Raw genomic sequence first — 22,918 nt, 5'->3', positions numbered from 1 at the left:
CGGTCCCAGTCAAGCCATTTTATTTGACAGTTTGTTTGCTACGAGCCCACTGCACCCGGATAATGCGCGGCACTCGGCGATAGTGTCGCCCCTGCTGGCTGTTGCTCCGAGTCCCCCCTCGGCAAGGAAGTCCCTCAGGGCGAGAATCAACACCGTGATCAATTTCAATATCAGCCAGTGGCGCGCTTGGGCGCCGGGCCTTCAAACGGTGGGCGACTGGCAGCAATGGAGCCAGGGCGCCAGCGTCGCCGATGACGGTGTACAAGCGCCGGACGTGTCGTTCCTGCCGGCCATGCAGCGCCGTCGCCTCAGCCGCCTGGCACGCATGGCGTTCGCCGTGGGCTGGCCGCTGGCCGAGGGCCTGGACGCGCTGCCGCTGGTCTTCGTCTCCCGCCATGGCGAGACACCCCGCACCTTCGACATCCTCAGCGACCTCGCCAACGGCGAACCACTGTCGCCCACCCAGTTCAGCCTGTCAGTGCACAACGCGGTGATCGGCCTGTGGTCGATCCTGCGCGGCGAACGCAGCGAGATGAGCGCCATCGCCGCAGCCGACGACGGTTTCGAGCAGGGCGTGCTGGAAGCCGCCGGCCTGCTGCACGACGGCGCGCCCGCCGTGCTGCTAATCGTGGCCGAAGAAACACCGCCCGAAGCCTATCGCCCGTGGATCACCGATGTGCCGTTCGCCTACGCCGTCGGCCTGCTGCTGACCCCGGGCGACGAATGGAGCCTGTCCCTGGCCCCGCCATCGGGCAGCGCCGGCGTCGCCGAACCTCACGCCTTGAGCTGGCTGCGCAGCCGGCTCGATGACCAGTCCGCTTTCCAACATTCGCTGAAGGGCCGCACATGGAACTGGCAACGCAAGGCCTGAGCCGTCCGAAGGACGCCTACCTCTGGCGCCTCGTCGCCACCGCCATCAGCTTCTTGCTGTTCGGCGTTGGCGGGCTGTGCCTGCGCTTGCTGGTGTTTCCGCTGCTGGCCTGCCTGCCCGGTGACAGCGTCCGCCACCGGCAACGCGCGCGCCACACCATAAGCTGGCTGTTCTGGCGATTCATCCGGTTCATGGCCGCCTGCGGCGTGCTCACCTATGAAGTCAGCGGCGCGGAAAAGCTCGGCCGCCCCGGCCAGATGATCATCGCCAACCACCCGTCGCTGATCGACGTGGTGTTCCTTATCGGCCTGGTGCGCCAGGCCAACTGCGTGGTCAAGCAGAGCCTGTTCCAGAACCCGTGCACCCGCGGCCCGGTGTCCTCGGCGCAGTACATCAGCAACGACGGCAGCATGGACATGCTCGACGCCGCGGTCGGCGCCCTGCAAAGCGGCCAGACCCTGATCATCTTCCCCGAAGGCACCCGCACCGTGCCCGGCCAGGCCCCGGCCTTCCACCGCGGCGCGGCGGCCATCGCCCTGCGCGGTGCGCAATTCATTACCCCGGTCACCATCCGGGTCAGCCCCAGCACCCTGACCAAGGCCGAGCCCTGGTACCGGATACCGCCGCGCCGGGTGCACTTCAGCCTGCGCGTCGGCGCCGATATCGCCATCCAGGATTTCGCCAGCCAAGGCCCGGCACCCCAGGCCTCGCGCAAACTCAACGACCATCTGCACCAGTACTTCATCAAGGAGCTCGCCGAAGATGAGCGATCCAACCCACCTGAACAATGACATCAAGCTGTTGATCATCGAGGCCCTCGGCCTGGAAGACATCAGCGCCGCAGACATCGGCGACGACCAGACGCTGTTCGGCGAAGGCCTCGGCCTGGACTCGGTCGACGCCCTCGAACTGGGCCTGGCCATCCAGAAGCGCTATGGCATCAAGATCGACGCCGACGCCAAGGACACCCGCAACCATTTCACCAGCGTGGCCAGCCTTGCGGCTTTCGTCACCGCCAAACAGGCAGCCTGAGACCGCACCATGCAAACTCGCGAAGACATCTTCAACATCCTGCGCGACGCGCTGGTCGAACTGTTCGAACTGGACGCCGCGCGCATCACCCTGGACGCCAACCTGTACCAGGACCTGGAAATCGACAGCATCGACGCCGTCGACCTGATCGACCACATCAAGCGCCAGACCGGCAAGAAAATCGCCGCCGAAGAGTTCAAGGCCGTGCGTACCGTCAACGACGTGGTCGAAGCCGTGTACCGCCTGGTCGCCCAGGAAGCATGAAGCGCCTGATCGGCCTCGGGCTGGTCCTGGCCGGTCTGCTTTATCCGTTCGCGGTGCATTTCGGCATGGAGCATTTCGCGCCGTGGCAGTTCGGCCTGTTGTTGGGCGGACTGTGGCTGGCGCGGGCGCTGACCCAGCCGAACAACCAGGGCGGGCGCTGGATGGCCCTGGTGGCGATCGGTTTCTGTGTGCTGCTGGCGGTGCTGGACGACCCGGCGCTGCTGCGCTGGTATCCGGTGCTGGTCAGCGCGTTCATGCTGGTCCTGTTCGGCCTGAGCCTGAAATTCGGGCCGCCGATCGTCGAGCGCCTGGCGCGCCTGACCGACCCGCAGCTTCCGGACATCGCCATCCGCTACACCCGCCGGGTGACCTGGGTGTGGAGCGGCTTCTTCCTGGTCAATGGCCTGGTCGCCGCGGCGCTGACCCTGTGGGCGCCGCTGAGCTGGTGGACCCTGTACAACGGCCTGATCGCCTACGGCTTGATGGGCCTGCTGTTCGCCATTGAATGGCTGATAAGACAACGTGTGCGAGGACGCTCATGAAATGGATCAACCTTGAGCGACTGCTGCTGCCGGCTGACGCCGCGCGGCCGGTCACCTTCGCCCCGGCGCTGGATCACGCCGACCTGGCCGATCACGCCCTGCAACTGGCCGCGGGCCTGCAACGCCGGGGCATTCGCCAGGTCGCCGTGCACCTTGAAGACGCCGCGCAACTCGCCGTGGCCTTGCTCGGCGCCTGGCGCGCCGGGGTCCGGGTCTTGCTGCCCGCGGACTTGCAAGCGCAAACCCGCCAACGCTGGGCCGAACAGGTCGACCTGTGGATCAGCGAGCAGGACCACAGCCCGCAATCGCTGTTCGACACCCCGCTGGCGCCGGCCGAACTGGACCTGCGCGACTGCCATGTCAGCCTGTGCACCTCCGGCTCCAGCGGTGAACCCAAGCGCATCGACAAGCAACTGCGCCAACTGGCCGCCGAAGTGCGGGTGCTGGAAGACCTCTGGGGCGCCGACCTCGGCCCGGCCTGCATCATCGGCAGCGTCGCCACCCAGCACATCTATGGATTGCTGTTCCGCGTGCTCTGGCCGCTGTGCGCCGGTCGCCCGTTCGTGCGCCGGCAACTGCCGTTCCCCGAAGACCTGCAACGCGCCAGCCGCGAGCACCCGGCGTTCGCCTGGGTCGCCAGCCCGGCGCTGCTCAAACGCATGGGCGACAACCTCGACTGGCCGGCCCTGAGCCCGGTGCGCCGGGTGTTTTCCTCCGGTGGCGAACTCACCGCCAACGCCGCGCAGGCCTTGCAGGAGCGCCTCGGGCAACGGCCGACGGAAATCCTCGGCAGCTCGGAAACCGGCGGTATCGCCTGGCGCCAGGACGACAGCCTGTGGCAGCCCTTCGCCGGGATCCACCTGAGCCAGAGCGACGAAGGCGCGCTGCGCATCGCGTCGCCCTACCTGCCCGACGGTCATGTCGAACAGAGCGCCGACGCCGTGTCGTTCGACGCACGCGGGCACTTCCGCCTGCTTGGCCGGCTGGACCGCATCGTCAAACTGGAAGAAAAACGCATCGCCCTGCCGACCCTGGAACAGGCGCTGCTGGAACACCCGTGGGTCGAAGACACCCGCCTGGGCATGATCCAGGAACGCCGGGCCTTCCTCGGCGCGCTGGTGCAACTCAGCGCCGCCGGCCTGCACGCCTTGCGCAACCAGGGCCGGCGCGCCGTCACCGAAACCCTGCGTGCGCACCTCGTCCCGCACTGCGAAGCCCTGGCCCTGCCGCGGCGCTGGCGGCTGCTGCGACAACTGCCCTACACCGCCCAGGGCAAGCTGCCCCAAGCCACGGTCGATGCACTGTTGCAGGCACCGCGGCCACACGGGCCGGACGTGCTGTCGCAAGAGCAGCACGGCGACGAAACCCACCTGCGCCTGGCGATCTCCGGCGACCTGGTGTACTTCAACGGTCATTTCCCGCAGACCCCGGTGCTGCCCGGCGTGGTCCAGGTCGATTGGGCCATCGCCCTCGGCCAGGCGCTGCTGGACCGGCCACGGCACTTCGCCGGAATGGAAGTGCTGAAGTTCCAGCAACTGGTGCGCCCCGGCGACCGCCTGCTGCTGACCCTGCGTTTCGACGCCGAACGCGGCAAGCTCTACTTCGCCTACAGCAACGCCGGCGCGCCGTGCTCCAGCGGCCGGATCCTGCTGGAGGCCAGCGATGCATAAGCCCTGCGCGGTGATCCCGGTCTACAACCACGAAGGCGCGGTGCCGGCGGTGGTCGCCGACTTGCGCGCCGCCGGCCTGCCCTGCGTGCTGGTGGACGACGCCAGCAGCCCGGCCTGCGCCCGCGTGCTGCAACAGCTCGCCGAGCAGGATCAAGTATTTCTGGTCAGCCTGACCGTCAATCAGGGCAAGGGCGGCGCGGTCATGGCCGGCCTGCGTGAAGCGGCGCGGCTGGGCTTCAGTCACGCCCTGCAGGTGGACGCCGACGGCCAGCACGACCTGGCCGATGTCAGCCACTTTCTCGAACAGTCCCGCGCCCATCCCGAGGCGCTGATCTGTGGCTATCCGCAGTACGACGACAGCGTGCCGAAAGGCCGCTTGTACGCGCGCTACCTGACCCACGTGTGGGTGTGGATCAACAGCCTGTCGCTGCGCATTCCCGATTCGATGTGCGGCTTTCGCGTCTACCCGCTGCCGCCGGTGCTGGCCCTGATCAACGCGGTCAGCCTTGGCCGGCGCATGGACTTCGACCCGGAAATCCTCGTCCGCCTGGTGTGGCGCAACCAGCCGATGCGCTGGTTGCCGACCAAGGTCCATTACCCGCAAGACGGCCTCTCGCATTTCCGCCTGTTCCACGACAACGCGCTGATCTCGAAAATGCACACCAAGCTGTTCTTCGGCATGCTCCTGCGCGCGCCGGTCATTCTCTGGCGGCGGTGGCGGGCATGAGCGAACGACACTGGGCCGCCCACGAAGAACGCGGCAGCTTCCTGCTGATGAAGCTCACCGCCTTCGGCGTCAAGCTGCTGGGCCGGCGCCTGCTCAGCCCGATCCTTTACGGCATCGTCCTGTACTTCTTCCTGTTCGGCCGCCGCGCCCGCCACAGCGCCTGGCAATACCAACAGCGCCTGGCGCAGTGGAGCGGCCAGCCAGAACTGCGGCCCAGCCATCGCCGGGTGTTCGGCCAGTTCATGGCCTTCGCCGATGCCCTGCTGGACAAGCTGGACGTATGGAATGGCCGCCTCGGCCTGGAGCAGATCGAGATCGTCGATCCCGGTAACCTGCGCAGCCAGTTGCGCGCCGAGCGCGGGCAGATGCTGGTGGGCGCGCACCTGGGCAATCTCGAAGTGTGCCGGGCGCTCGCCGAACTGGGCGAACAGGTGACCATGAATGTGCTGGTCCACACCAAGCACGCCGAGCGCTTCAACCGCCTGCTGGGCGAAGCCGGGGCGACCAACCTGCGGCTGATCCAGGTCAGCGAGCTGGACCCGGCGATCATGCTGCAATTGAGCCAGCGCCTGGAGCGCGGCGAGTGGCTGGCGATTGCCGGCGACCGCGTGCCATTGCATGGCGGGCGCACCGTCACGGTGGATTTCCTCGGCCATCCGGCGCCCTTCCCGCAAGGCCCATGGCTGCTGGCCGGCCTGCTCAAATGCCAGACGAACCTGTTCTTCTGCCTGAAGCGCGATGGCCGTTACCAAGTGATCCTCGAACCCTTCGCCCCGGCCATCGAATGGCGCCGTGGCCAGCGCGATCAAGTGATCGCCGACTGGGCCGGACGCTACGCCGACCGCCTTGGCCACTATTGCCTGCAAGCGCCTCGGCAATGGTTCAACTTCTACCCTTTCTGGAAGACCGATGACGATGTATCCGCATGAGCCTGTAACGTTCGGCGAGTCGCCGCTTTCAATCGAAGACATCCAGGCCGTGAGCCAGCGCCAGGCTGAATCGCGCCTGCAGGCCGACGCCGACTACCGCGCGCGGATCGCCCGTGGCGCACAGTTCCTCGACACCCTGCTGGACAAGGAAGGCGTGATCTACGGCGTGACCACCGGCTACGGCGACTCCTGCGTGGTGGCCGTGCCGTTGGAACACGTCGAGGCGCTGCCACGCCACCTTTACACGTTCCACGGCTGCGGCCTGGGCCGCCTGCTGGACGCCCCAGCGACCCGCGCCGTGCTCGCCGCCCGCTTGCAGTCGCTGTGCCACGGCGTGTCCGGGGTGCGCATCGAACTGCTGGAACGCCTGCAGGCGTTTCTCGCCCACGACATCCTGCCGCTGATCCCGGAAGAAGGCTCGGTGGGCGCCAGCGGCGACCTGACGCCGCTGTCGTATGTCGCCGCGACGCTCTCCGGCGAGCGCGAAGTGCTGTTCCGCGGCGAGCGCCGCCTGGCCGCGGACGTGCACCGCGAGCTGGGCTGGGCGCCGCTGGTACTGCGCCCGAAAGAGGCCCTGGCGCTGATGAACGGCACCGCGGTGATGACCGGCCTGGCCTGCCAGGCCTTCGCCCGCGCCGACTACCTGCTCAAACTGGCGACCCGCATCACCGCGCTCAACGTGGTCGCCCTGCAAGGCAACCCGGAGCACTTCGACGAGCGCCTGTTCGCCGCCAAGCCGCACCCGGGCCAGATGCAAGTGGCCGCCTGGATTCGCCAGGACCTCGCCATCGACGCGCCGACCGCGCCGCTGCACCGCCTGCAAGACCGCTACTCGCTGCGCTGCGCGCCGCATGTGCTGGGCGTGCTGGCCGACTCGCTGGGCTGGCTGCGCGGCTTCATCGAAACCGAACTGAACAGCGCCAACGACAACCCGATCATCGACGCCGAAGCCGAGCGCGTCCTGCACGGCGGGCACTTCTATGGCGGGCACATCGCCTTCGCCATGGACAGCCTGAAAAACCTGGTGGCCAACGTCGCCGACCTGCTCGACCGCCAACTCGCCCTGCTGGTGGACGTGCGCTACAACCACGGCCTGCCGAGCAACCTGTCCGGCGCCAGCGCCGAGCGCGCCATGCTCAACCACGGCTTCAAGGCCGTGCAGATCGGCGCCAGCGCCTGGACCGCCGAGGCGCTGAAAAACACCATGCCGGCCAGCGTGTTCTCGCGCTCCACCGAGTGCCATAACCAGGACAAGGTGAGCATGGGCACCATCGCCGCCCGCGATGCGCTGCGGGTGCTGGAACTGACCGAACAGGTCGCCGCCGCCACCCTGCTGGCCGCCAACCAGGGCGTCTGGCTGCGCGGTCGCGAAGCCGAGGCCCGCGACCTGCCGCCCGCGCTGGCGGCAATGCACGACCAATTGCTCGGCGACTTCGCCCCGGTGACCGAGGACCGCGCGCTGGAAAGTGACCTGCGCCTGTGCCTGCAACGCATCGCCGCACAACACTGGAGGCTGCATGCGTAGTCAGGGAGTCCTGCACGTCGACACCGAAGTGCTGGTGCCGTTCTTCGACGTCGACAGCATGCTGGTGGTCTGGCACGGGCATTACGTCAAATACCTGGAAGTGGCGCGCTGCGCCCTGCTCGACCACCTCGGCCACAACTACCAGCAGATGCTCGCCTCGGGCTACGCCTGGCCGGTGATCGACCTGCAACTGCGCTACGTGCGCGGCGCGGTGTTCGGCCAGCGCCTGAACGTGCGCGCCAGCCTGGTGGAGTGGGAAAACCGGCTGAAGATCAACTACCTGATCAGCGACGCCGCCACCGGCGAGCGCATGACCCGCGCCAGCTCGGTGCAGGTCGCGGTGCATATCGAAAGCCGCGAGATGCAACTGGCCTCGCCCCAAGTGATGCTCGACGCCGTGAACAAGGTGCTGTCATGAAGCCGCTGCTACGAAGCCTGCTCTGCCTCGGCCTGCTGACCGCCAGTGCGCTGGCCCAAGCGTTCGACCTGAACGACCTGCGCACGCAATTGAGCGCGCCGGAAGTGATCAAGGGCGAGTTCATCCAGGAAAAACACCTGCGCGCCCTGCCCCAGCCGCTGCTGAGCAAGGGCCGCTTCGTCCTGGCCCGCGACCACGGCCTGCTGTGGCTGCTGCAAACGCCGCTGCAACAGGATTACCGGCTCAACGCCAAGGGCATCGCCCGCCGCGATGCGTCCGGCTGGCAAATGCTGCCGACGCGCACCGCCGGCACCGAGCAGAACAAGCTGTTCTTCGCCGTGCTGCAAGGCGACAGCAGCGGCCTGGAGCGGGATTTCGAGCTGAGCCTGCAAGGCGACGCGCAGCACTGGCAACTGCGGCTGGTGCCGAAGTCGCTGCTGATCAAGCAGATCTTCAACCAGATCGACATCGACGGCGGCCGCTATGTCGAGCGCATCCAGTTGCAGGAGACTCAGGGCGACAGCACGGTCCTGCGCATGCCCTCGAGCACCAGCGCCAGCCTGACCGACGCGGAGCGCCACGACCTTGTCGACTGAGCGCCTGCTGCCGCGACTGTTTCTGCTGATCCTCTGCACCGTCCTGTTGCTGGCGGGCTGGCAGTGGCATCGCGGCGCGCCGCTGTCCGCCGACCTGATGAGCCTGGTCCCCGGCGCCACCGAAGACCCGCTGGTCAAACGCGCCGAGCAGCGCATGCAGGAGCCGCTGAACCGCGAAATGCTGGTGCTGGTCGGTCACCCCGAACGCGATAAAGCCATCGCACTCGCCGCGCAATTGGGCGAGCAATGGCAGGCCAGCGGTTTGTTCGAAAAGGTCCAGTGGAGCTTGCAGACCGACCTCGCCGCGCTGCGTGCGCAATTGCTGCAAGGCCGTCTGGCGATGCTCGCGGCGGCGGACCGGCGCACGCTGGTGGAAGCGCCCCAGGCCTTTATCCAACAGCGCGTGCAAAGCCTGTTCGACCCCTTTTCCGGCTTCAGCCTGGTGCCCAGCCAAGACGACTGGCTCGGCCTGACCGGGCGTATCCAGAACAGCCAGCCGCGCCCGGCGGCGGTTCAGCTCGATACCGCCAGCGGCAGCCTGATCGCCGAGGCCGACGGTCAGCACTGGGTGCTGCTGCGTGCCCGCACCCAAGGCAACGCCTTCGACATGAAACTGCCGTTACAGGTGGCCGGGCTGCTCGCCGACGGTCGCCACCTCGCCGACCAGCACGGCGCCCGGCTGATCGCCGCCAGCGGCCTGCTCTACGCCGCCGACGGCCAGCAGCAGGCGCAGCGCGAAATGACCTGGGTCGGTGGCGGCGCCACGCTGGGCATCATTCTGCTGTTGCTGCTGGCGTTCCGTCGGCCACGGGCGCTGCTGGCCTTCGTCCCGGTGCTGGTGGGCATGCTGTTCGGCGCCACCGCCTGCGTCGCCCTGTTCGGCCAGATGCATGTGATGACCCTCGTCCTCGGCTCCAGCCTGATCGGCGTGGCGGTGGATTATCCGCTGCACTACCTGTCGAAAAGCTGGAGCCTGCGGCCCTGGCACAGTTGGCCCGCGGTGCGCCTGACCCTGCCGGGCATGAGCCTGAGCCTGGCCACCAGTTGCATCGGCTACCTGGCGCTGGCATTCACGCCGTTCCCGGCGCTGACCCAGATTGCCGCCTTTTCCGCCGCCGGCCTGATCGGCGCCTACCTGAGCGCGGTGTGCCTGCTGCCGGCGCTGCTCAAAGGCGTCGAGCTGCAACCGGCGCAATGGCCGCTGACCCTCGCCACCGCCCTGGTCAACCTGCGCGAAGCACTTCTGCGCCGGGTGCCGAGCCCGGCCCTGCTCGGCCTGTTGCTGCTGTTCTGCCTCGGCGGCCTGTGGCACCTGGACACCCGCAACGACATCCGCCAGTGGGTCGGCAGTTCGCCGCGTCTGCTGGAAGAGGCCAAGGACGTCGCGCGCATCACCGGCTACCAGCCCACTAGCCAGTTCTACCTGGTGCGCGGCGCCGACCAGAGCCAGTTGCTGTCGCGCTTGCAGGCACTGGGCACGCGCCTTGACCAACAAGTCCAGGCCGGCACGCTGAAGGGTTACATGGCGCTCAGCCAGGCCATCGCCAGCCCCGCCGATCAGCAACAGGTGCGCGACGCGCTGGCCCGCCTGCCCGAACACTGGCAGCCGCTGCTGGACGTCGGCGTACCGCCCGCCACGCTGGAAAACGAACTGAAAAACCTGCAAGCCCTGCCGACGCTGGCTATCGATCAGGTCCTGGCCGGTCCGTTGGGCGAAGCCTGGCGTCCGCTCTGGCTGGGTGCCGACGACCAGGGCGTGGCGGCCATCGTCAGCCTGCAGGGCCTGAGCGATCCGGCCCTGCTGCGCGAGCAAGTCGTGGACCTCGATGGCGTGCAACTGGTGGACCGCCTCGGCGACCTCAACCGCCTGTTCGCCGCGACCCAGATCAGCGCCGCCGAATTGAAGCTGTTGTCCTGCGTGCTGATCGCCCTGCTGCTGATTCTGCCGTTCGGCTTCGGCGGCGCCCTGCGCATCGTCGCCCTGCCGCTGCTGGCGGCGCTGTGCAGCCTGGCCAGCCTCGGCTGGCTGGGCCAGCCGCTGACCCTGTTCAGCCTGTTCGGCCTGTTGCTGGTCACCGCCATCAGCGTCGATTACTCGATCCTCATGCACGAGCGCATCGGCGGCAGCGCCGTCAGCCTGCTCGGCACCCTGCTGGCGGCCACCACCACCTGGCTGTCGTTCGGCCTGCTGGCGGTGTCGAGCACGCCGGCGGTGAGCAATTTCGGCCTGGCCGTGAGCCTCGGCCTGGCCTTCAGCTTCGTATTGGCCCCTTGGGCCGCCAGCCGCCACAGGGAGACGTCGGCATGACCATTCTGCTGTTCTGGGCCCTGGCCCTGTTGCTGTTCCTGATCGCCAGCGAGGTTGGCCGGCGCCTGGGCCTGATCAGCATCGTCAGCCAGTTGCTGCTGGCGACCCTCGGCCTGCCGCTGCTGATGCTGTTCTGGGTCGAGCCGAACTGGCAGCTCAGCGGCGCGGAACTGGTCGCGCCCGGCTGGTTGAAAACCCTCTACGGCATGAGCTTCGCCCTGCTGCTGGGGCACATTCTCTCGGATGTGGTGGAGCTGAAATTCGACCGGCAGAGCCTGAAGATCGCCCTGCCCAGCTTCCTCGTGCCTTTCGCCTGCGGCCTGGCCTGCGGGGCGTGGCTGCTGCCCGAGCAGCCATGGCTGACTTCGCTCGCCCTCGGCCTGGTCTTCGCCATCACCGCCATTCCGGTGCTGTACCTGTACCTGAGCAATATCGACTACCCGCCCGCCGCCACGCGCCGGCTGATGCAGGCGGCGATCATGATCGACGTGGTCTGCTGGCTGCTGTTCGGCCTCGGCAAGGGCAGCCTGCAACCGCTGAGCCTGATCCTGCCGCTGCTCGGCGCCTGCCTGCCGCTGCCGCTGTACGCCCTCGGCCTGCGCCGGCCCGGGTTCTACGGGCTGCTGTTCCTGGCCCTGCTGTTCATCGCCGAGCACTACCGCCTCAACGCGCTGATCTTCGGCATCGGTTACCTGTGCTGCCTGGCCTGGCTCAAATTGCCGTTGCGCATGCCGCTGCCGGCGCGGTGGATCAAGCGCCTGCAAAACGGCGTGGCGATTCCGCTGATCCTCACCTTCGGCATCATCCAGATTGACATCCATCACGTCCTGCAAGGCTTCAATGCGGTACATCTGGCCGCCCTGCTCTTGCTGCCGATCGTCAGCAAACTGCTGGGCAACTGGCTCGGCCTGGGCTGGGCGGGACCTTCGTTCGAAGGCGCGAGCAAGTGGCGGGAAACCCTGCTGCTGAACATTCGCGGCCTCAGCGAAATCGTCTTTCTCAACCTGCTCCTGCAACAGCAGTTGATCAGCCCGGCGCTGTACTTCGCGCTGATGCTGATGAGCCTGGTCGCCACTCTCATGCCCGCCATCGCCGGGCTGCACCGCATTCCTCTCAAGACTATCCCGACGGCAAGGAGGCCTTATGCCGAACACTGAACTGCAACAACGCCAGGTCCTGATCATCGGCGCCGGCCCGTCCGGCGCGATCGCCGCCGCCCTGCTCAAGCGCCAGGGCCATGACGTGCTGATCATCGAGCGCCAGCGTTTCCCGCGTTTCTCCATCGGCGAAAGCCTGCTGTCGCACTGCCTCGATTTCGTCGAGGAAGCCGGCATGCTCGACGCCCTCGAAGCGGCCGGGTTCCAGCGCAAGAATGGCGCGGCCTTCGCCTGGGGCGACGAGTACAGCGCCTTCGATTTCGGCCAGACCTTCTCTCGCGGCAAGCCGACCACCTTCCAGGTGCAACGCGCGCGCTTCGACCAGTTGCTGGCCGACCAGGCCGCCCTGCAAGGCGTGGAAATCCGCTACGAAGAAGAAATCATCGCCGCGGACTTCGAGCGCGAGCAGCCGCACCTGAGCGTCCGTCGCCTGGACGGCAGCGAGTACCGCGTCGAGGCGCAGTTCGTCCTCGATGCCAGCGGCTACGGCCGCGTGCTGCCGCGCCTGCTGGACCTCGAAGCGCCGTCCAGCTTCCCGGTGCGCCAGGCGGTGTTCACCCATATCGAAGACCGCATCGACCACCCAGGCTTCGACCGCGAGAAGATCCTCATCACCACCCACCCCGAGCACCGCGACATCTGGTTCTGGACCATCCCGTTCAGCGACGGTCGCTGCTCCCTCGGCGTGGTCGCCGCCGCCGAGCATTTCGCCAATGCGCCGAGCGACCTGGATGACTGCCTGAAAGGCTTCGTCGCGCAGACCCCGAGCCTGTCCAAAGTGCTGGCCAATGCCGTCTGGGACACCCCGGCGCGGACCATCGGCGGCTACTCGGCCAACGTCAAGACGCTGCACGGCAAAGGCTTCGCCCTGCTGGGCAACGCCGCCGAATTCCTCGACCCGGTGTTCTCCTCCGGGGTGACCATCGCCATGCGTTCGGCGAGCATGGCCGCGGCCGTGCTGCACCGTCAGTTGCAGGGCGAGGCGGTGGACTGGGAAAGCGAGTTCGCCACCCCGCTGAAACGCGGCGTGGACACCTTCCGCGCCTATGTCGAGGGCTGGTACAACGGCGGCTTCCAGGACGTGATCTACCACCCGGGCAGTTCCGACGAGATCCGCGCCATGATCAGCTCGATCCTCGCCGGCTACGCCTGGGACCAGAAGAACCCCTTCGTCAGCGAACCCAAGCGGCGCCTGCGCATGCTTGCCGAGGTCTGCGCAAGGACGGCGGCATGAGCGAGCAACCCTTCTTCAGCGACAAGTACGTCGAGGAAACCCGCTTCGGCTTCTGGTTCCTGCGCAGCCACACCTGGCAGCACCATGTGCTGCGGGTGGCAATCAACGACCTGCGCACGCTGTTCGATCAAGAGCCGCCCAAGGCGCCGGTGCTGCTGGACGTCGGCTGCGGCCAGGGCCGGTCGTTCCGCCGCCTCAACGAAGTGTTCGCGCCCGGCCAGTTGCTAGGCACCGACGCCGACCCGCACAGCCTCGAACTGAGCCAGGCCGAGGCCCGCCGCCTGGGCCTGGACGTGGAGCTGCGCGGCAGTGACTGCGCGGCGTTGCAATTCGCCGACGCCAGTGTCGATATCCTGTTCTGCCACCAGACGTTCCATCACCTGGTCGAACAGGAAAAAGCCCTCGCCGAGTTCTGGCGCGTGCTCAAGCCCGGTGGCTACCTGCTGTTCGCCGAGTCCACCGAGGCGTACATCGACACCTGGGTGATCCGCTGGCTGTTCCGCCATCCGATGCATGTGCAAAAGAGCGCCGAACAGTACCTGCAGATGCTCCGCGACCAGGGCTTCGCGTTCACCCCGCGCAACGTCTCCTACCCGTACCTGTGGTGGAGCCGCTCCAGCGACTTCGGCCTGCTGGAGCGCACCGGCCTGCGCAAGCCGCCGCCCGTTGGCCAGCGTGAGGAAACCCTGGTCAACGTGGTGGCGCGCAAACCGCTGAACCCGGAAGCGCCGGCCTCATGAAACGCCTGTTGCCGTTTCTCGTCCTGAGCGTCTGCCTGTTTCTCGGCGCCTGCGCCAGCACCGCGCCGCTGCCCGAACCGTTGCCGCCACTGGCGCTGCCGATGCAGTTGCATGTGCAGCGCGAACAGGCCGGGGAACGCCAGGACTGGTTGCTGGTGATCCAGCGCGAGGACCAGCGCCTGCGCTGGTCGTTGATGGATTTGCTGGGCATTCCCCAGGCCCGGCAATTGCTGGACCAGGGCACGTGGCAGGCCGACGGCCTGCTGCCGCCCAACCCAGCCGCCCGTGAATTGTTCGCCGCGCTATTGTTCGCCCTGACCCCGGCCGATCAACTGCAACGCCTCTATCCCGCTGCGCGCCAGCAAGACACGCAGCGTTGGCTGGGCGAACGCTGGCGGGTCGACTATCGACAAGCCGACGACTTCACCTTGAACCTTGGGCAGGGCCTGCGTTATCTAGTCAGCCCCCTGCCCCGCGAGAACACGCCATGACCGCTTATCTGAATGCCCTGGGCCTGGTCTGTGCCCTTGGCCGCGATCAGGCTGAAGTTGCCCGCGGCCTGTTCGCCGGTGACTGCTCCGGCATGCGCGAGGCCGATGGCTGGGTGGCCGGACGGCGCATCCCGGTAGCGGCGGTGCCCGGCGAACTGCCCGTGCTGCCGGCGCATCTGGCGCACCAGCAAAGCCGCAACAACCAACTGCTGTACGCCGCGTGCCTGCAGATCGAAGCGCCGCTGCGCGAGGCGATCGAGCGCTTTGGTCCGCTGCGGGTCGGCGTGGTCCTCGGCACCAGCACCTCCGGCATCGAGGAAGCCAGCCAGGGCATCGCCCAGCACCTGCGCGAGCAGCATTTTCCGCCGAGCTACGACTACGCCCAGCAGCAACTCGGCGCACCGGCCGCCTTCCTCGCCAACTGGCTGGAATTGAGCGGCCCGGCCTATGTCATTTCCACCGCCTGCACCTCCGGTGCCCGGGCCCTGATGAGCGCCCGCCGCCTGCTCGACCTGGGCCTGTGCGACGCGGTGATCTGCGGCGGCGTCGACAGCCTGTGCAAGCTGACCCTCAACGGCTTCAGCGCCCTGGAGGCGGTCAGCGCGCAACGCTGCAACCCGTTCTCGGTCAACCGTGACGGCATCAATATCGGCGAGGGCGCGGCGGTGTTCCTGATGACCCGCGACGCCAATGCGACGGGCACCACCGTCGCCCTGCTCGGCGCCGGCGCCAGCTCCGACGCCCACCATATTTCCGCGCCCGACCCCGAAGGCGCCGGCGCCTTGCAGGCAATGCGCAAGGCGCTGGAAAATGCCCGCCTGGAACCCGCGCGGATCGATTACCTGAACCTGCACGGCACCGCCACCCGGCACAACGACGCCATGGAGAGCCTGGCGGTCAACGCCCTGTTCGGCGAGCGCCTGCCCTGCTCGTCGAGCAAGCCGATGACCGGCCACACCCTCGGCGCCGCCGGCGCGCTGGAAGCGGCGTTCTGCTGGCTGGCGCTGGCCGCCGACAACCGCGAAGGCCGCTTGCCGCCGCACGTCTGGGACGGCGCGCGCGACCCGCAACTGGCGCCGCTGAACCTGCTCGGTGGCGACCAGCGCCTGCCGCTACAAGGGCCGCGGCACCTGATGAGCAACTCGTTCGCCTTCGGTGGCAACAACGTCAGCCTGATTCTCGGAGACACCCCATGATTGCCTGGCCACTGGCCGAACTGCTGCCCCATGCCGGCGACATGATCCTCATCGACGGGATCGAGTCGTTCGACGAGGAGCAGATCCACGCCCACGTCACCGTCCGCCCCGGCGGCCTGTTCAATCGCCCGGACGGCAGCCTGCCGGCCTGGGTCGGCATTGAACTGATGGCCCAGACCGTGGCCGCCTACGCCGGCTGCCGCGCGCGCCAGCAGGGCAAGCCGGTGGAACTGGGCTTTTTGCTCGGCACCCGCAAGTTCCAGTGCGACGTCGAGCATTTCCCCGCCGATTCGCACCTGCGCATCCACGCCCAACGCTCGCTGGAAGACGAGAACGGCATGGGCGTGTTCGAGTGCCATCTGCACGGCCCTGGCATTTACGCCACGGCCCGCCTGAACGTTTTCCGCCCGCCACAGGCCGCCACGTACCTGGCCGAGGCGGGCTCCGAGGAGTCCCCGCAATGACTGACACCATCCTGGTCACCGGCTCCAGCCGTGGCATCGGCCGGGCCATCGCCCTGCGCCTGGCCCGCGCCGGTCACGACCTGGTTCTGCACTGCCGCAGCGGCCGCGCCGAAGCCGAGGCCGTCGCCGAGGAAGTCCGCGCCCTTGGCCAGCAGGCCCGCGTGCTGCAGTTCGACGTCGCCGACCGCGCCGCCTGCGCCGCCATTCTCAACGACGACGTGGAAACCCACGGCGCCTACTACGGCGTGGTGTGCAATGCCGGACTGACCCGCGACGGCGCCTTCCCGGCGCTGACCGAGGACGACTGGGACGAAGTGCTGCGGACCAACCTCGACGGTTTCTACAACGTCCTGCACCCACTGATGATGCCGATGATTCGCCGCCGCGCGCCGGGCCGCATCGTCTGCATCACCTCGGTGTCCGGGCTGATCGGCAACCGTGGCCAGGTCAACTACAGCGCTTCCAAGGCCGGCGTGATCGGCGCCGCCAAGGCCCTCGCCATCGAGCTGGGCAAACGCCGCATCACCGTCAACTGCGTGGCGCCGGGGCTGATCGACACGGCGATGCTGGACGAGCACGTGCCGGTCGATGAACTGCTGAAAATGATCCCGGCGCAGCGCATGGGCACCCCGGAAGAAGTCGCCGGCGCGGTGAATTTCCTTATGTCGGCGGAAGCCGCCTACATCACCCGCCAGGTCCTGGCGGTCAACGGAGGCTTGTGCTGATGAAACGCGTGGTCGTCACCGGCATGGCCGGTATCACCTCACTGGGCAGCGACTGGCCGACCATCGCCGCCAACTTCGCCGCCAATCGCAGCGGCATCCGCCGCATGGACGAGTGGGACCGTTTCGAAGAGCTCAACACCCGCCTGGCCGGGCCGGTGGATGATTTCGCTGTCCCCGCCAACTGGACCCGCAAGCAGTTGCGCAGCATGGGCCGCGTCTCGCGGATGGCGGTCGCGGCGTCACAGAACGCGCTGCGGGATGCCGGCCTGCTCGACGACCCGTCGATCCGCGACGGGCGCATGGGCGTGGCCTGCGGCTCGTCCACCGGCAGCACCGAAGACATCAAGGCGTTCGGCAACATGCTGCTCAACTCGGTGGCCGAGGGCCTCAACGCCAACTCCTACGTGCGCATGATGCCGCACACCACGGCGGCCAATATCAGCATCTTCTTCGGCCTGACCGGGCGCCTGATCCCGACGTCCAGCGCCTGCACCAGCGGCAGCCAGGGCATCGGCTACGCCTACGAGGCGATCAAGTTCGGCCGCCTGCCGATGATGCTCGCCGGCGGCGCCGAGGAACTGTGCCCGACCGAGGCCATGGTCTTCGACGCGCTCTACGCCACCAGCCTGAAAAACGACGCCCCGCAGACCACGCCAAGCCCGTACGACAGCGGCCGCGACGGCCTGGTGATCGGCGAAGGCGCTGGCATGCTGGTGCTGGAAGAACTGGAACACGCCCTCGCGCGCGGCGCGCACATCTACGCCGAGATCGTCGGCTTCGGCAGCAACGCCGACGGCCAGCACACCACCCGCCCGGAACAGGTGACCATGCGCCGGGCAATGGAACTGGCCCTGGAAGATGCCGCGCTGGCGCCCGAGGCGATCGGCTACGTCAACGGCCACGGCACTGCCACCGAACAGGGCGACATCGCCGAAACCCTGGCCACCAGCAACCTGTTCGGGCCACGAATGCCGATCAGCTCACAGAAAAGCTTCCTCGGTCACACCCTGGGCGCTTGCGGCGCACTGGAGGCGTGGTTCAGCATCGAAATGATGAACAGCGACCGTTATGTGCACACCCTGAACCTGGACAACATCGATCCGCGTTGTGGCGAACTGGACTACTTGTGTGGCGAGTTCCGCGCGATGAGCCATGGTTATGTCATGAGCAACAATTTCGCCTTTGGCGGGGTCAATACCTCGCTGATTTTCCGTCGCTGGTCCTGAACACCTGACAACACCTGGAGAGAAAGGAATGTCTTCACTCATTCGCGCGGCCCTGATGGGCCTGGTTCTGATCGGCCTCGCCGGCTGCACGAGCAAACCCCTGCTGACCCCGAAAGAACTGCTGGTGGTCGGCCACACCTACAGCCATGAAGAGATCAAGAAAGCCATCCTGACCGGCGCCGCCGAGCGCGGCTGGACCGTGCGCAACATCGGCGACGAGGTGATCCAGGCCGATATCCTGGTACGCAACATGTACTACGCCCGCGTCGATATCACCTACAGCCTCAGCAACTATCGCATCGACTACCGCGACAGCCGCGAGATGGACTACAGGGACGGCAAGATCCACCGCAACTACAACCGCTGGGTCAAGAATCTGGACAAAAGCATCCTGCGCGCGCTGAAACGCATCGAAACCGACCGCATGGTTCAGCGCGCCGTCAGTGAACAACAATCGAGCACCGCTCACTAATCAAGGAGAGACATAGATGCGTCTGAAAACCTGGACCGCCACCACCGCCCTGCTGCTCTGCGCCCTGCCAGGCCTGAGCCAGGCGCGTGATACCGCGCTGTTCCTGCCCTTCGAGAAAGTCGTCCAGCAGATGACCGCCGAGAAGAAGCTGGACGGTTCGGTGAAGTTCTACCTGGCCGGCGTGCAGCCACGCGGCAAGGTCACCGTGGTGAGCCCGAGCGCAGTCACCAACAAGAAGACCAACGCCTTCAACAAGACTGACGAAGCCGCCTGCGAGTGGGCCCTGCAATCGGCGCTGCTGACCATGCAGGACGCCGCGAAGAAGGTGAACGCCAACGCCGTGACCAACATCGCCAGCTATTACAAGAAGAACGAGCGCAAAGACGCCACCACCTACGAATGCCACGCGGGTGCTGTCATGGCCGGTGTCGCGATCAAAGGCGACCTGTCCCGCGTCGACTGATTACGGTCACGCTTTGCGGGTGAGCAGCTCGACGAAGGCCCCGGCCATCGCCGAGGCCTGCTCCCGGCGCTGCACCAGCCACACCGCGGTCACCGCCTCGGCATCCAGCAGCGTGCGGTAGACCACCCCGTCGATCCGCATGCGCTGGAACGACGCCGGCAACACCGACACCCCCAACCCCGCCGACACCAGCCCGATGATGGTCATCACCTCGCCGGCTTCCTGGGCAAAGTGCGGGCTGAATCCGGCCTGCCGGGCCAGGCTGAGCAACTGCGCATGCAGGCCGCTGCCGTAACTGCGGGGGAAAAATACGAAAGGTTCGTGGGCCAGGTCCGCCAGGTACACACCCTGTTCGCTGCCCTGCGCCAGCGGATGGGCGGCGTTGAGCACCGCCACCAGCGGTTCGCGGAACAGTTCGGTGGCGATCAGACTGTCCGGCAGCGGCAAAGGCCGCATCAGCCCCACCTCGATGCTTTCATCCAGCAACGCATCGGCGACATCGCGGCTGCTCATCTCCTTGAGGTTCAGATGCACCGCCGGAAAACGCTGGCGGAAACTGTAGATCGCCTTGGGAATGCTGGAATTGAACGGTGCCGACGAGGTGAAGCCGATCTTCATTTCACCCAGCTCACCCAACTGTGCGCGGCGCGCCACGTCGGCGGCCTTGTCCACCTGCGCCAGCACCTGGCGCGCCTCTTCGAGAAACAGCCGGCCAGCCTCGCTCAGTTCCACTCGTCGGTTAGTGCGCTCGAACAAGCGCGCGCCCAGTTCCTGCTCCAGCGCCTGGATCTGTTGGCTCAACGGCGGTTGGGATATCCCCAGCACCTGCGCGGCCCGGCCAAAATGCAGCTCTTCGGCGACGGCGATGAAGTAACGCAGGTGGCGCAGTTCCATAAGGACTCCAATAGGTCGTAAAACCTCTTAAACAGGTCGAACAATATATTGGAAATGATCATTAGCCAGCTATATGCTTTTTTGCAGTTGCCCCCGAGGCCGCACCCCGCCGAGGTTTCCGTGAAAACTGCTGTCGCACCACACGCCCACGAAGTTCCCCCCGCCCCGCTCAACGACGCGGCCACCACGCTGCAAGACATCTGGATCGAAAAAGGCACCCCGGCCTTTATGCGCACCGTACTGGCGCTGTTCTGCGGCGGCTTCGCCACCTTCGCCCTGCTCTACTGCGTGCAGCCGATGATGCCGCTGCTGTCGAAGGAATTTTCCATCAATGCCGCGCAGAGCAGCCTGGTGCTGTCGGTGTCCACCGGCTTGCTGGCGTTCGGCCTGCTGATTACCGGGCCGATTTCCGACCGTATCGGGCGCAAGCCGGTGATGGTTTTCGCGCTGTTTTGCGCCGCCCTTTGCACACTCGCCAGCGCGCTGATGCCGACCTGGGAAGGCGTGCTGGCGATGCGCGCATTGGTGGGGCTGTCGCTGAGCGGGCTGGCCGCGGTGGCCATGACCTACCTGAGCGAAGAGATTCATCCGCAACACATCGGCCTGGCCATGGGCCTGTACATTGGCGGCAACGCTATTGGCGGCATGAGTGGCCGGCTGATTACCGGCGTGCTGATCGACTTCGTCAGTTGGCACACGGCAATGCTGGTGATCGGTGGCCTGGCCCTGATCGCGGCGGCGGTGTTCTGGAAGGTCCTGCCCGAGTCGCGCAACTTCCGCGCCCGCTCGATGAACCCGCGCAGCCTGCTGGACGGCTTCGTCCTGCACTTTCGCGATGCCGGTCTGCCGTGGCTGTTCCTGGAAGCCTTCTTGCTGATGGGTGCGTTCGTCACCCTGTTCAACTACATCGGCTATCGCCTGCTGGCCGAGCCTTATCACATGAGCCAGGCGCTGGTGGGGCTGCTGTCGATCGTTTACCTGTCGGGCATCTACAGCTCGGCGCAGATTGGTGCGCTGGCGGACAAGCTGGGCCGGCGCCGGGTGTTCTGGGGCACCATCGTGCTGATGTTCAGCGGCATGCTGATGACCCTGTTCACCGCGCTGCCACTGGTGATCATCGGCATGCTGGTGTTCACCTTCGGCTTCTTCGGCGCCCACTCGGTGGCCAGTAGCTGGATTGGCCGGCGCGCGCTGAAGGCCAAGGGGCAGGCCTCGTCGCTGTACCTGTTCAGTTATTACGCGGGGTCGAGCGTGGCGGGGACGGCGGGCGGGGTGGCGTGGCATTACGCCGGGTGGAATGGGATTGGAGTGTTTATCGGTAGCTTGCTGGTGGTGGCGCTGGGTGTGGCGGTGTATCTGAGCAAGCTGCCGCCGAAGGCCGCGTAAAAATCTGGGGCCGCTATGCGGCCCCAAAATGCAGGATCAGTTCACGATCTCAACCACATCCACATCAATCTCCCGCGACATCAGGTGCTTCTCCACCTCACCGGTCAGCTTGACCTTGGTCTTGTCATTGAACGCCACTGGCGGCAAGTCTTCGTTGTCGATTTCGACGGTGATGCTGCCGGTGTTGTCCTTGAACTCGTACTTGTCGTCGTTGTTGACCTTCTTGATCACATAACCGGTCAGCACGACCGGGGTGTCATCGGCGGCATCATTGGCCGCAGCCACGGTGGTGACGGATTGCGCACCCGGGCCGGTATAGCCGGCGCCAGCCGCCAGGGCTGCGGTGCTGAACAGAGGGGCGAGGATAAGGGCGAGGTAACGGGTTTTCATGGTTCTGATCCTTGGCAGGTTTTGATGGGATCAGATTACCGGGCACGCCTGAATTGAAGCTTAATCCGCATAGAAAAACGCCCGGCTTGTGCCGGGCGTTTCGCTTTTACTGGTGGTACTGAGCTGACAGCTCATGCACCGCGTTGATGAACGCGCCGGCATGCTCGGGATCGACTTCCGGGGTGATGCCGTGGCCGAGGTTGAACACGTGGCCCGAACCATGGCCGTAGCTGGCGAGGATGCGCGCCACTTCGGCACGGATGGCTGCCGGCTTGGCGTAGAGCACGGTCGGGTCCATGTTGCCCTGCAGCGCGACCTTGTCACCGACGCGACGGCGGGCGTCGCTGATTTCACAGGTCCAGTCCAGGCCCAGCGCGTCGGCGCCGGCCTCGGCGATGCTTTCCAGCCACATGCCGCCGTTCTTGGTGAAGAGGATCACCGGCACTTTGCGCCCTTCGTGCTCGCGGATCAGGCCGCTGACGATCTTGCGCATGTAGGCCAGGGAGAATTCCTGATAAGCAGCCGCCGACAGGTTGCCGCCCCAGGTGTCGAAGATCTGCACCGCTTGCGCACCGGCGAGAATCTGGCCGTTGAGATAGCTGGTGACCGACTGTGCCAGCTTGTCCAGCAGCAGGTGCATAGCTTGTGGGTTGTCGTAGAGCATGGCCTTGGTCTTGCGGAAGTCTTTCGACGATCCGCCTTCGACCATGTAGGTCGCCAGGGTCCACGGGCTGCCGGAGAAACCGATCAGCGGCACGCGGCCGTTCAGTTCGCGGCGGATGGTGCTGACCGCGTCCATCACGTAGCCCAGGTCTTTCTGCGGATCAGGAATCGGCAGCGCCTCGATGTCGGCCAGGGTGCTGACGACTTTCTTGAAGCGCGGACCTTCGCCGGTCTCGAAGTACAGGCCCTGGCCCATGGCATCGGGGATGGTGAGGATGTCGGAGAAGAGGATCGCGGCGTCCAGCGGGTAGCGGTCCAGCGGCTGCAGGGTCACTTCGCAGGCAAATTGCGGGTTCATGCACAGGCTCATGAAATCACCGGCCTTGGCGCGGCTGGCGCGGTACTCCGGCAGGTAGCGGCCGGCCTGGCGCATCATCCACACCGGGGTGACGTCTACGGGTTGCTTGAGCAGGGCGCGCAGGAAACGATCGTTCTTCAAGGCAGTCATGTCGGCATCCGGAAAAAAAGTGCGGGC

General features: G+C 66.5%; 26 protein-coding genes. 23 read left to right on the top strand and 3 right to left on the bottom strand.

Features of this window, described 5'->3' with window-relative positions; all coding sequences use genetic code 11:
- The first annotated feature begins 154 nt into the window (after positions 1-154).
- From NTD82_RS11995 to NTD82_RS11890, 22 genes are read left to right on the top strand one after another with little or no spacing between them, the layout of a single operon-like run.
- Entirely contained in the window at positions 155-871 is a 717-nt protein-coding gene (locus tag NTD82_RS11995; protein WP_262128886.1) for a beta-ketoacyl synthase chain length factor, read from the top strand.
- Positions 847-1,662, top strand: coding sequence for a lysophospholipid acyltransferase family protein (locus NTD82_RS11990; RefSeq protein ID WP_262128885.1), 816 nt, complete (start codon positions 847-849; stop codon positions 1,660-1,662). Before NTD82_RS11995 ends, NTD82_RS11990 begins: the two co-directional genes overlap by 25 nt.
- On the top strand, positions 1,634-1,903 hold the full coding sequence (locus NTD82_RS11985; protein WP_095156293.1) for a phosphopantetheine-binding protein: 270 nt from the start codon (positions 1,634-1,636) through the stop codon (positions 1,901-1,903). Before NTD82_RS11990 ends, NTD82_RS11985 begins: the two co-directional genes overlap by 29 nt.
- Before the next feature lie 9 nt (positions 1,904-1,912).
- Complete coding sequence (locus NTD82_RS11980) at positions 1,913-2,167, top strand: acyl carrier protein (RefSeq protein ID WP_095156294.1); 255 nt, start codon at positions 1,913-1,915, stop codon at positions 2,165-2,167.
- Positions 2,164-2,709, top strand: coding sequence for a hypothetical protein (locus NTD82_RS11975; RefSeq protein WP_262128884.1), 546 nt, complete (start codon positions 2,164-2,166; stop codon positions 2,707-2,709). The genes NTD82_RS11980 and NTD82_RS11975 overlap by 4 nt, the downstream gene beginning before the upstream one ends.
- Positions 2,706-4,379 carry an acyl-CoA synthetase family protein gene (locus tag NTD82_RS11970; RefSeq protein WP_262128883.1) on the top strand — a complete coding sequence of 558 codons (1,674 nt, stop codon included), beginning with the start codon at positions 2,706-2,708 and terminating at the stop codon, positions 4,377-4,379. The genes NTD82_RS11975 and NTD82_RS11970 overlap by 4 nt, the downstream gene beginning before the upstream one ends.
- Positions 4,372-5,106 (top strand): glycosyltransferase family 2 protein, encoded by a 735-nt coding sequence (locus NTD82_RS11965; protein ID WP_262128882.1) that lies wholly within the window; start codon positions 4,372-4,374, stop codon positions 5,104-5,106. Before NTD82_RS11970 ends, NTD82_RS11965 begins: the two co-directional genes overlap by 8 nt.
- A complete protein-coding gene (locus NTD82_RS11960; protein WP_095156298.1) occupies positions 5,103-6,035 on the top strand; it encodes a glycosyl transferase in 933 nt (310 codons plus the stop codon). Before NTD82_RS11965 ends, NTD82_RS11960 begins: the two co-directional genes overlap by 4 nt.
- Positions 6,016-7,560 (top strand): histidine ammonia-lyase, encoded by a 1,545-nt coding sequence (gene hutH, locus NTD82_RS11955; protein ID WP_410017043.1) that lies wholly within the window; start codon positions 6,016-6,018, stop codon positions 7,558-7,560. The genes NTD82_RS11960 and hutH overlap by 20 nt, the downstream gene beginning before the upstream one ends.
- Positions 7,553-7,978, top strand: a complete 426-nt coding sequence (locus NTD82_RS11950) for an acyl-CoA thioesterase (RefSeq protein WP_095156300.1) — start codon at positions 7,553-7,555, stop codon at positions 7,976-7,978. The genes hutH and NTD82_RS11950 overlap by 8 nt, the downstream gene beginning before the upstream one ends.
- Positions 7,975-8,574 carry an outer membrane lipoprotein carrier protein LolA gene (locus NTD82_RS11945; protein ID WP_262128881.1) on the top strand — a complete coding sequence of 200 codons (600 nt, stop codon included), beginning with the start codon at positions 7,975-7,977 and terminating at the stop codon, positions 8,572-8,574. Before NTD82_RS11950 ends, NTD82_RS11945 begins: the two co-directional genes overlap by 4 nt.
- A complete protein-coding gene (locus NTD82_RS11940) occupies positions 8,564-10,882 on the top strand; it encodes an MMPL family transporter (protein ID WP_262128880.1) in 2,319 nt (772 codons plus the stop codon). The genes NTD82_RS11945 and NTD82_RS11940 overlap by 11 nt, the downstream gene beginning before the upstream one ends.
- Positions 10,879-12,039 (top strand): sodium:proton antiporter, encoded by a 1,161-nt coding sequence (locus NTD82_RS11935; RefSeq protein ID WP_262128879.1) that lies wholly within the window; start codon positions 10,879-10,881, stop codon positions 12,037-12,039. The genes NTD82_RS11940 and NTD82_RS11935 overlap by 4 nt, the downstream gene beginning before the upstream one ends.
- Positions 12,026-13,273, top strand: coding sequence for an NAD(P)/FAD-dependent oxidoreductase (locus NTD82_RS11930; protein WP_095156304.1), 1,248 nt, complete (start codon positions 12,026-12,028; stop codon positions 13,271-13,273). Before NTD82_RS11935 ends, NTD82_RS11930 begins: the two co-directional genes overlap by 14 nt.
- Positions 13,270-14,013 (top strand): class I SAM-dependent methyltransferase, encoded by a 744-nt coding sequence (locus NTD82_RS11925; protein ID WP_262128878.1) that lies wholly within the window; start codon positions 13,270-13,272, stop codon positions 14,011-14,013. The genes NTD82_RS11930 and NTD82_RS11925 overlap by 4 nt, the downstream gene beginning before the upstream one ends.
- Positions 14,010-14,504: a hypothetical protein gene (locus tag NTD82_RS11920; RefSeq protein WP_262128876.1), complete on the top strand. Its 495-nt coding sequence runs from the start codon at positions 14,010-14,012 to the stop codon at positions 14,502-14,504. Before NTD82_RS11925 ends, NTD82_RS11920 begins: the two co-directional genes overlap by 4 nt.
- Positions 14,501-15,700 (top strand): beta-ketoacyl-[acyl-carrier-protein] synthase family protein, encoded by a 1,200-nt coding sequence (locus NTD82_RS11915; protein WP_262128875.1) that lies wholly within the window; start codon positions 14,501-14,503, stop codon positions 15,698-15,700. Before NTD82_RS11920 ends, NTD82_RS11915 begins: the two co-directional genes overlap by 4 nt.
- Positions 15,697-16,164, top strand: coding sequence for a hotdog family protein (locus tag NTD82_RS11910; RefSeq protein WP_095156307.1), 468 nt, complete (start codon positions 15,697-15,699; stop codon positions 16,162-16,164). The genes NTD82_RS11915 and NTD82_RS11910 overlap by 4 nt, the downstream gene beginning before the upstream one ends.
- The gene (gene fabG / locus NTD82_RS11905; RefSeq protein ID WP_262128874.1) at positions 16,161-16,889 is read left to right on the top strand and encodes a 3-oxoacyl-ACP reductase FabG; all 729 of its coding nucleotides are present in this window, start codon (positions 16,161-16,163) and stop codon (positions 16,887-16,889) included. Before NTD82_RS11910 ends, fabG begins: the two co-directional genes overlap by 4 nt.
- Complete coding sequence (locus NTD82_RS11900) at positions 16,889-18,115, top strand: beta-ketoacyl-ACP synthase (RefSeq protein ID WP_262128873.1); 1,227 nt, start codon at positions 16,889-16,891, stop codon at positions 18,113-18,115. The genes fabG and NTD82_RS11900 overlap by 1 nt, the downstream gene beginning before the upstream one ends.
- 28 nt (positions 18,116-18,143) lie before the next feature.
- Positions 18,144-18,587, top strand: a complete 444-nt coding sequence (locus NTD82_RS11895; RefSeq protein ID WP_262128872.1) for a hypothetical protein — start codon at positions 18,144-18,146, stop codon at positions 18,585-18,587.
- 16 nt (positions 18,588-18,603) lie between these two features.
- Complete coding sequence (locus tag NTD82_RS11890; RefSeq protein ID WP_262128871.1) at positions 18,604-19,050, top strand: excinuclease; 447 nt, start codon at positions 18,604-18,606, stop codon at positions 19,048-19,050.
- 6 nt (positions 19,051-19,056) lie between these two features.
- Here the strand turns inward: NTD82_RS11890 and NTD82_RS11885 are convergent, their stop codons facing one another.
- Complete coding sequence (locus tag NTD82_RS11885; protein ID WP_095156312.1) at positions 19,057-19,944, bottom strand: LysR family transcriptional regulator; 888 nt, start codon at positions 19,942-19,944, stop codon at positions 19,057-19,059.
- 228 nt (positions 19,945-20,172) lie between these two features.
- Between NTD82_RS11885 and NTD82_RS11880 the strand changes: the two genes are divergently transcribed.
- A complete protein-coding gene (locus tag NTD82_RS11880; RefSeq protein ID WP_256680173.1) occupies positions 20,173-21,330 on the top strand; it encodes an MFS transporter in 1,158 nt (385 codons plus the stop codon).
- A gap of 36 nt (positions 21,331-21,366) precedes the next feature.
- Here NTD82_RS11880 and NTD82_RS11875 read toward each other — a convergent pair whose 3' ends face one another.
- Together NTD82_RS11875 and hemE are read right to left on the bottom strand one after the other, a co-directional pair.
- Complete coding sequence (locus NTD82_RS11875; protein ID WP_095156314.1) at positions 21,367-21,720, bottom strand: NirD/YgiW/YdeI family stress tolerance protein; 354 nt, start codon at positions 21,718-21,720, stop codon at positions 21,367-21,369.
- 106 nt (positions 21,721-21,826) lie between these two features.
- Positions 21,827-22,891, bottom strand: a complete 1,065-nt coding sequence (hemE, locus tag NTD82_RS11870; protein ID WP_262128870.1) for a uroporphyrinogen decarboxylase — start codon at positions 22,889-22,891, stop codon at positions 21,827-21,829.
- Between the last annotated feature and the right edge of the window lie 27 nt (positions 22,892-22,918).

It is taken from the genome of Pseudomonas sp. 5P_5.1_Bac1, from assembly GCF_025466015.1.
In the GTDB taxonomy this organism is placed as follows: Bacteria; Pseudomonadota; Gammaproteobacteria; order Pseudomonadales; family Pseudomonadaceae; genus Aquipseudomonas.
This window is presented reverse-complemented; position numbering and strand designations above follow the sequence as displayed.